Origin of the sequence: Microbacterium sp. K41 (assembly GCF_004794395.1) — a bacterium.
Classification (GTDB): Bacteria; Actinomycetota; Actinomycetes; order Actinomycetales; family Microbacteriaceae; genus Microbacterium; species Microbacterium sufflavum.
On sequence record NZ_SSDO01000090.1, the window covers coordinates 1 to 8,469 of the forward strand.

The window sequence follows — 8,469 nt, forward strand, 5'->3', positions numbered from 1 at the left end:
GCGCTGCTCGGCCACGCGCACCGGCGCGGTCCCGCCCACGCCCGACCGAGACGCCACGGACCCCTCGATCGTCAGCACCTCCCGCACCGCGGGAACCAGGTGCTCGGACACCGACCGCAGCAGCTCGTCCGACGCCTCCTCCAGACCGATCCCCTGCTCTTCGCACGCGCGCACCAGCGCGCCGGAGATCTCGTGCGCATCGCGGAACGGCACCCGCTGCTTCACGAGCCACTCCGCCACGTCGGTCGCCAGAGAGAAGCCCTGCGGCGCCAGCTCCGCCATCCGCTCCGTGTCGAAGCGCAGCGTCGCGATCATCCCCGCAAACGCCGGCAGCACGACCTCGAGGGTCTGCACCGAATCGAACACCGGCTCCTTGTCCTCCTGCAGGTCGCGGTTGTACGCGAGCGGGAGGCCCTTGAGCGTCGCCAGCAGACCGGACAGGTTGCCGATCAGCCGCCCCGACTTCCCGCGCGCGAGCTCGGCGATGTCGGGGTTCTTCTTCTGCGGCATGATGCTCGAGCCCGTCGAGTACCCGTCGTCGAGCGTGACGAAGCCGAACTCGCGGGTGTTCCAGAGGATGATCTCCTCCGACAGGCGCGACAGATCCACGCCCGTCATCGCCGCGATGAACGCGAACTCGGCCACCACATCGCGCGCGGCCGTGCCGTCGAGCGAGTTCTCGGCCGGGCGATCGAGGCCCAGCTCGGTCGCGACGAGAGCCGGGTCCAGCCCCAGCGTCGAGCCGGCGAGCGCTCCCCCGCCGTAGGGCGAGACGCCCGCACGACGACGCCAGTCGACCAGGCGCTCCAGCTCGCGCACGAGCGGCCACGCGTGCGCCTGGAGGTGGTGCGCGAGGAGCACGGGCTGGGCGTGCTGCAGGTGCGTGCGGCCGGGAAGGATCGCCTCCGGGTGGGCCTCGGCCTGCGCCACCAGGGCATCGATCACCCGCAGCAGGTCGCGCGCGATCACCCGGGCGTGATCGATCAGGTACATCCGGACGAGGGTGGCGATCTGGTCGTTCCGGCTGCGTCCGGCGCGCAGCCGACCGCCCAGCTCGGGCCCGAGCTCCGCGATCAGCGCCTGCTCCAGCGCACCGTGCACGTCCTCATCGGTCGGGACGGGCAGCAGCGCGCCGTCGGCGACCCTGCGAGCCACCGCGTCCAGCCCCTCGTGCATGCGCTGGGCCTCGTCCGGCTCCAGATATCCGGCCGCGGCGAGCGCCGTGGCGTGCGCGTGCGAACCCGCGATGTCGTACGGCGCCAGGATCCAGTCGAAGTGGGTCGAGCGGCTGAGCTCCACCAGCTCGGGCGAGGGGCCCGAGGCGAAGCGGGCGCCCCACAGCGCGCCCTCGTTCGTGCCCTCGTGCGTCTGTCCGGTCATCACGCGTCCTTCTTGCCGAGCAGCCACACCAGCAGCGCCTTCTGCGCGTGCAGGCGGTTCTCCGCCTCGTCCCACACCACGCTCTGCGGCCCGTCGATCACCGACGAGTCCACCTCGTAGCCACGATCAGCGGGCAGGCAGTGGATGAAGATCGCCTCGTCGTCGGCGAGCTGCATGGTCTCCGGCGTCACCTTGTAACCGCCCAGATCGCGGATGCGCGCGATCTTCTCCTCTTCCTTGCCCATCGACACCCAGGTGTCGGTCACCACGACGTCGGCACCGGCCGCCGCCTCGACCGGGTCGGTGAACAGGGTGATGGAGCCGCCGGTCTCGGCCGCACGGCGGTCGGCGGCCTCGATCACATCGGCGCGCGGCGCGTAGTCCTCGGGCGAGGCGATCCGCACGTGCATGCCCGCCGTGACCCCGGCGAGCGCGTAGGAGTGGGCCATGTTGCTCTGCCCGTCACCGAAGAACGTCAGGGTCAGTCCCATCAGGTCGCCCTTGTGCTCGCGGATGGTCAGCAGGTCGGCGAGGAGCTGACAGGGGTGGAAGTCGTCGGACAGGGCGTTGATGACGGGAACGCGGGTGCCCTCCGCCATCTCCTCGAGTCCCGCCTGCGCGTACGTGCGCCACACGATCGCGGCGACCTGGCGCTCCAGCACCCGTGCGGTATCGGACGGCGTCTCCTTGCCGCCCAGCTGGCTGCTCGCGGTCGAGATGATCAGCGGGCTGCCGCCCAGATCCGCGATGCCCACCGCGAACGACACCCGGGTGCGGGTGGACGACTTGTCGAAGATCACGGCGACGGTCTGCGGGCCCGCGAGGCTCTTGTCGGCCCAGCGGTCCTTCTTGAGCTCGAGGGCGAGGTCGAGGATCTCCGCCTGCTCGGCGGGCGTGAGGTCGTCGTCGCGCAGCAGGTGGCGGGTCATGCGGGTACCTTTCCGGGGGCGGAGGAGTGGACGTCGGCGAGGCTCGCCGCGAACAGCTCGCGGAACTCGGCCAGCTCGGCGTCGCCGATCGTGAGGGCGGGCGCGATGCGCACGGTCTCGGGGTTCGCGGCGTTCACGATCAGACCGCGCTCCTGGGCTGCCGCGACCACGGCTCCGGCGACCGGCTCGGTGAGCGCGACGCCGACGAGGAGGCCACGGCCGCGGACACCCGCGAGGAGCGGCGAGTCGATGCCCAGGATGATCTCGCGCAGCTCGGCGCCACGGCGGGCCGCATTGCCGACCAGATCCGCGCGTTCGATCTCGGCCAGCACCGCGTCGGCCACGGCGGTCGCGAGCGGGTTGCCGCCGAACGTGGAGCCGTGGGAACCGGGAGTGAACAGGGCGCTCGCGGCACCGTACGTGACCAGGGCCCCGATCGGGAACCCGCCGCCGATGCCCTTGGCGAGCGTGATCGCGTCGGGCGTGACGCCCTCATGACTGAAGCCGAACCACTCGCCCGTGCGGCCGGCACCGGTCTGGATCTCGTCGACGATCAGCAGAGCCCCGTGCGCGAGCGTGAGCGAGCGCGCCGCCGCGAGGTAGCCCTCCGGCAGCTCGACGACACCGGCCTCGCCCTGGATGGGCTCGACGATGACGGCCGCGACCCGGTCGTCCATCGCGGCCTCCAACGCCTCGACGGTGGCCGGGATGTGCTCCACCCCGCCCGGCATCGGAGCGAACGGCGCGCGCATCGACTCCTTCGCCGTCAGCGCGAGGGACCCCATGGTGCGACCGTGGAACCCGTTCTCCAGCGCGAGGATGCGCGGGCGCTCCGCTCCACCGTGCAGGCGCGCGAGCTTGAATGCCGCCTCGTTGGCCTCGGCCCCCGAGTTGGAGAAGAACACGCGCCCGTCGATGCCGGCACCCGCGAGACGCTTGAGCCGTGCGGCGAGCGCGAGCTGCGGCGGCGTCGCGAAGTAGTTCGAGACGTGCGCGAGCGTGGCCGCCTGCGTGGCGACCGCGTCGACGAAGACCGGGTGCGCGTGACCGAGCGAGGTCACGGCGATGCCGGCGAGGAAGTCGAGGTAGCGTCGGCCGTCGGCATCCCACAGGTACGAGCCCTCTCCACGGGTCAGCAGCGCCAGCCGCTCCCCCGCGTTGAGCACGAGATCACGTGCCGCGTCGTCCTGCCAGACGGTCATGCCGTCGCCCCTTTCTCTCCCAGGACCACTTCGGTCCCGATTCCCTTGCTGGTGAACAGTTCGACGAGCACCGAGTGCGGTACCCGTCCGTCGATGATCGCCGCGGCGTCCACGCCGCCCTCGACCGCGTCCAGGCACGCCCGCATCTTCGGGATCATGCCCGACTCCAGGCGCGGCAGCATCTCGATCAGCGCATCCGAGGTGAGGTGCGACACGAGCGAGTCGCGGTTGGGCCAGTCGGCGTACAACCCCGGCACGTCGGTGAGGATCACCAGCTTGCGCGCCCCGAGCGCCACGGCGAGTGCCGCGGCGGCCGCATCCGCGTTCACGTTCAGCGACTGGCCGGGGTGGTCGAGGTCGGGCGCGATGCTCGAGATGACCGGGATGCGACCGGCCGCGAGGTGGTCGAGCACCGCGGTGGGGTCGACCTGCACCACGTCGCCGACCCGGCCGAGGTCGATCTCCTCGCCGTCGACGACCACGCCGCGGCGACGCCCGCCGAACAGACCGGCGTCCTCTCCGCTGAGCCCCGTGGCGATCGGCCCGTGCGAGTTGATCTTCGCCACGAGCTGCGGGTTCACCTGCCCGGTGAGCACCATGCGCACGACACTGATCGCCTCGGTGTTGGTGACCCGGTAACCGCCCTTGAACTCGCTCGGGATCTCCAGCCGCTGCAGCATGTCGGAGATCTGCGGCCCGCCGCCGTGCACGACCACGGGCTGCACGCCGACGTAGCGGAGGTAGGCGATGTCCTGCGCGAAGGCCTCCTGCAGCTCGTCCGAGACCATGGCGTTGCCGCCGTACTTGACCACGACGATCTGGTCGCGGAAGGTCTTCAGCCACGGCAGCGACTCGATCAGCGTGGTCGCCTTCTGCGCGGCGACGTCGGGCGTGGTGTCCTGGATGTCGGTCATGAGGCGTAGGCGCTGTTCTCGTGCACGTAGTCGTGGGTCAGGTCGTTCGTGAGCACCGTCGCGGTGGCCTCGCCGACCTTGAGGTCGATCAGCAGGTGGGTGGCGCGCGGTGTGAGGTCGACCTCCTCGCGCGGACGGTCGGGGCCGCCCGCCGTGCACACCCGGACCCCGTTCATCCACACGTCCACGTCGTACGGGTCGAACTGCGCGTTGGTGGTGCCGATCGCCGCGAGCACCCGCCCCCAGTTGGGGTCGTTGCCGAAGATCGCGGCCTTGAAGAGGTTGTTGCGCGCGACCGAACGGCCCACCTCGACGGCCTCCTGCTCGGTGACGGCGTGACGCACCTCGATCGTGATGTCGTGGCTCGCGCCCTCCGAATCGCCCTGCAGCTTCACCGCGAGCTCCTGGCAGAGCGCGGTGAGCGCCTCAGCGAAGTCGTCGAGGTCGGGCACGACCTCGGAGGCCCCGTTGGCCAGCAGCGTGACCTGGTCGTTGGTCGACATGCACCCGTCCGAGTCGAGCCGGTCGAAGGTCTGTCCCGTCGCACGGCGCAGCGCCTCATCGGCCTGCAGCGGCTCCAGCACCGCGTCGGTCGTGAGCACCACGAGCATGGTCGCCAGGCCCGGGGCGAGCATGCCCGCGCCCTTCGCCATGCCGCCGATCGTCCAGCCGTCGCGCGACACGACAGCGGTCTTCGCGACCGTGTCGGTGGTCATGATGGCGTGTGCGGCGCTCTCTCCCCCGTCGGGGCTGAGCTCGGCGATGGCCTGCGCCGTGCCCTCGAGCACCTTGGCGCGGAAGGCCTCGTCGCCCGTGCCGATCAGGCCCGTCGAGCAGACGAGCACGTCGCCCGCGCTGATGCCCAGCAACTCGGCGGCCGTCTCGGCGGTCTGGTGCGTGGTCTGGAAGCCGAAGCTGCCGGTGAAGCAGTTCGCCCCGCCCGAGTTGAGCACCACGGCCTCGACCACCCGGTCGGCCACGGCCTGCTGCGACCAGATGATGGGGTTCGCCTTGGCGCGGTTGCTGGTGAACACCGCGGCTCCGACCTTGCGCGGACCCCGGTTCACGACCACGGCGACGTCGGGCTTGCCGGTGGACTTGAGGCCGACGGCGACCCCGGCTGCTTCGAATCCTGCGGGTGCGGTAACGCTCACGGGGCGACTCCGTTGATCGAGAGGGCACGGGCCTCGGGGAGCCCCAGCGCGATGTTCATGGACTGGATGGCGGCACCGGCCGTGCCCTTGACGAGGTTGTCGACGGCGGTGACGACGGTGACCCGGTTGGCGGAGCGGTCGATTGCCAGGCCGATCAGGGCGGTGTTGGCGCCCAGGACGTCGGCGGTGCGGGGGAAGCTGCCCTCCGGCAGCAGCTGCACGAAGGTCTCTTCGCCGTACGCGCTCTCCCAGGCCGCGCGGATCTCCGCGTCGGTCGCGCCCTCGACGATCGGCGCGGTGGAGGTGGCGAGGATGCCCCGCGACATCGGGACGAGCACCGGCGTGAACGAGATGCGGATGTCGGCGCCCGAGGCGTCGGCGTCGGCCGGACGGGCCGCAGCGAGCGCCTGCCGGATCTCCGGGATGTGCCGGTGGGTGCCGCCGACCGTGTAGGGGTTGGCCGAGCCGAGGATCTCGCTGGCGAGCAGGTTCGGCTTGAGGCTCTTGCCCGCCCCGGACGGGCCGACGGCGAGGACCGACACGATGTCGGACGGGTCGATCACTCCGGCGGCGACACCCGGTGCGAGGCTCAGGCTGACCGTGGAGGCGTTGCATCCGGGAGCCGCGATGCGCGTCGCCCCGCGCAGCGCGTCGCGCTGCCGTGCGCCCGCGACCGGCAGCTCGGGAACGCCGTACGCCCACGGCTCATGGAACGCGCCGCCGTAGAAGGCGTCCCAGGCGGCCGACGAGGTGAGCCGGTGGTCGGCACCCGCGTCGATCACCAGCGGGACGTCGCCGAGCGCGTCGGTGTACTGCCCCGACTGACCGTGCGGGAGGGCGAGGAACACGATGTCGTGACCGGCCAGGATCTCGGGAGTCGTGTCCTGGAGCGTGAGATGCGCGAGCGAGCGGAGGTGCGGCTGGTGGTCGACGAGCGGTTGACCGGCGTTCGAGTGCGCGGTGACGGTGCGGATCTCGATGTCGGGGTGGGCGGCCAGGAGGCGGAGGATCTCGCCGCCTGCATAGCCCGATGCGCCGGAGACGGCGACGGAGTACGTCATGCTTCTACCTTAACGGTCGGGTCCTCGACGATTTCGGGACCGGGGGCGGGGCCGAAGGCGGCGACACCGGCACTCGACCGCCGCGCACGCGCAGGCAGGAGGGCGGGGTCGCCTAGAGTCGGCGGCCGCGGCGTCGGCGCACAGCGATGACGCTCGGAGCGAGCGTCGAAGGAGCGGTGGCGGCCGAAGGCATGTCGCGACAGTAGCGCGGCCGTCGTCGCCACCGCAAATCCCCACCGTCATCCGACGGCTGCGGCCTCCAGCGGCGCGGCGAAGAACGCCAGCTCGTGTGCGCTCGACGTGCGGAACGCGCGCCGCATGCGCTCCCGTCCGGAGGCGTCAGACCGCGATGCCGCCGCGGTCGCGAAAGCGATGGCCTGCGCCGTCGCCTCCTCGAACGCCGGATCGGCGTAGGTCGACAGCCACGAGGCATAGGGGTGATCGGGATCACGGGCCTCCGCGCCGAAGTCTCCCGCGTGCAGCCGCCTGCCCAGATCGGTGTACAGCCAGAAGCACGGCAGCACGGCGGCGACGAGCTCGGCATGATCGCCGCCGAACGCGACCGACCGCAGATGGTCGAGGTACGCGGTGGTCGCGGGCGCGGGTTCCGCCGCGAACGTCTCCGCGCTCACCCCGCGCTCGGGCGTGAGCCACGACGCGTGCAGCTCCAGCTCCCCCACGATCGATCCGTGCGCCGCGTGCGCCCAGAACGCCTGCTCCGCCGAGGTGGGGGCGGTCCGCGCCGCGGCCGCGAGCACCCTCGCGTACTCGCGCAGGTACAGCGCATCCTGCGCGAGGTAGAACAGGAACGGCTCGCGCGCGAGTGTGCCGTCGGCGAGACCGCGGAGGAAGGGCAGCGCGTCGATCCCGTCGCGCACGTCGGCGATGTCCTGCCACCAGTCGCCGGCGATCTCCTCCGCCGTCTGCCGGGTTTCCAGGTCGCCGCGGTCCCACATTCCAGCGAAATGGTGGACGGGCCCATGTCCCTGCCCCACGGCGAGCGCACCCGCCGCCCGCAGCGACTCTCGCAGCCAGGCGCGCGCGGCACGCACCGCGTCGGACGGCGTGAGACCGCGGGCGAGCAGGGTGGCGAGCGCCGACGACAGGGAACAGCCGGTGCCATGCGTGTTGGTGGTGGGGATGCGCGCTCCGGGGAACTCGTCCCGCAGGCCGCGCTCCGCGTCCACCAGCGCATCCGGCGCCTCGTCACCCGTGAGATGCCCGCCCTTCACGAGCACCGCGGCGCCGATGTCGGCCGACAGCTCCTCAGCAGCGGCGAGCGCATCCGGCCAGTCAGTGACGGGGCGACCGACCAGCACGGCGAGCTCGGCGAGGTTCGGCGTGACCACCGTGGCGCGCGTCAGCAGCCCCCGCAGTTCACGCTCCGCGTCGGGGGCGAGCAGACGGTCGCCCGATGTCGCCACCATGACCGGGTCGAGCACCACCACCGGGGGGCGCTGCACATCGAGCCAGTCGGCCACCGTGCGGATGACCTCGGCGTCGGCGAGCATCCCGATCTTCACGGCGTCGATGACGATGTCGTCGGACACGGCGTCCAGCTGCGCGCGGAGGAAATCCGCCGGAGGAACGTGGACCGCCCGCACTCCCCGCGTGTTCTGCGCCGTGAGGGCGGTGAGCGCCGCCATCCCGTATCCGCCGTTCGCGGCGATCGCCTTCAGGTCGGCCTGGATGCCGGCGCCGCCCGACGGGTCGCTGCCGGCGATGCTGAGCACACGCGGCACGACCCCCGCCCGCCAACGACGACGGAACGCGGAGGCCGTCTCCGCGGGGTCCGCGGCGGCGCAGAGCGCGGAGACCACGGCGAGCCC

General features: G+C 71.8%; 7 protein-coding genes. All 7 read right to left on the reverse strand.

Annotation, left to right across the window (positions count from 1 at the left end; all coding sequences use genetic code 11):
- Positions 1–1,380, reverse strand: a 1,380-nt coding sequence (gene argH, locus DW309_RS01790; RefSeq protein ID WP_136044379.1) for an argininosuccinate lyase, incomplete at its 3' end; no start/stop codon positions are given.
- Positions 1,380–2,309: an ornithine carbamoyltransferase gene (argF, locus tag DW309_RS01795; RefSeq protein ID WP_136044380.1), complete on the reverse strand. Its 930-nt coding sequence runs from the start codon at positions 2,307–2,309 to the stop codon at positions 1,380–1,382. The genes argH and argF, both read right to left, overlap by 1 nt.
- Positions 2,306–3,511 carry an acetylornithine transaminase gene (locus DW309_RS01800; protein WP_136034255.1) on the reverse strand — a complete coding sequence of 402 codons (1,206 nt, stop codon included), beginning with the start codon at positions 3,509–3,511 and terminating at the stop codon, positions 2,306–2,308. Before DW309_RS01800 ends, argF begins: the two co-directional genes overlap by 4 nt.
- A complete protein-coding gene (gene argB, locus DW309_RS01805; protein WP_136044381.1) occupies positions 3,508–4,425 on the reverse strand; it encodes an acetylglutamate kinase in 918 nt (305 codons plus the stop codon). Before argB ends, DW309_RS01800 begins: the two co-directional genes overlap by 4 nt.
- Complete coding sequence (argJ, locus tag DW309_RS01810) at positions 4,422–5,579, reverse strand: bifunctional glutamate N-acetyltransferase/amino-acid acetyltransferase ArgJ (protein WP_136044382.1); 1,158 nt, start codon at positions 5,577–5,579, stop codon at positions 4,422–4,424. Before argJ ends, argB begins: the two co-directional genes overlap by 4 nt.
- Positions 5,576–6,640, reverse strand: a complete 1,065-nt coding sequence (gene argC, locus DW309_RS01815; protein WP_136044383.1) for an N-acetyl-gamma-glutamyl-phosphate reductase — start codon at positions 6,638–6,640, stop codon at positions 5,576–5,578. The genes argJ and argC overlap by 4 nt, the downstream gene beginning before the upstream one ends.
- Before the next feature lie 239 nt (positions 6,641–6,879).
- A partial coding sequence (locus DW309_RS01820; RefSeq protein WP_275089505.1) for a bifunctional hydroxymethylpyrimidine kinase/phosphomethylpyrimidine kinase occupies positions 6,880–8,469 on the reverse strand: 1,590 nt, incomplete at its 5' end.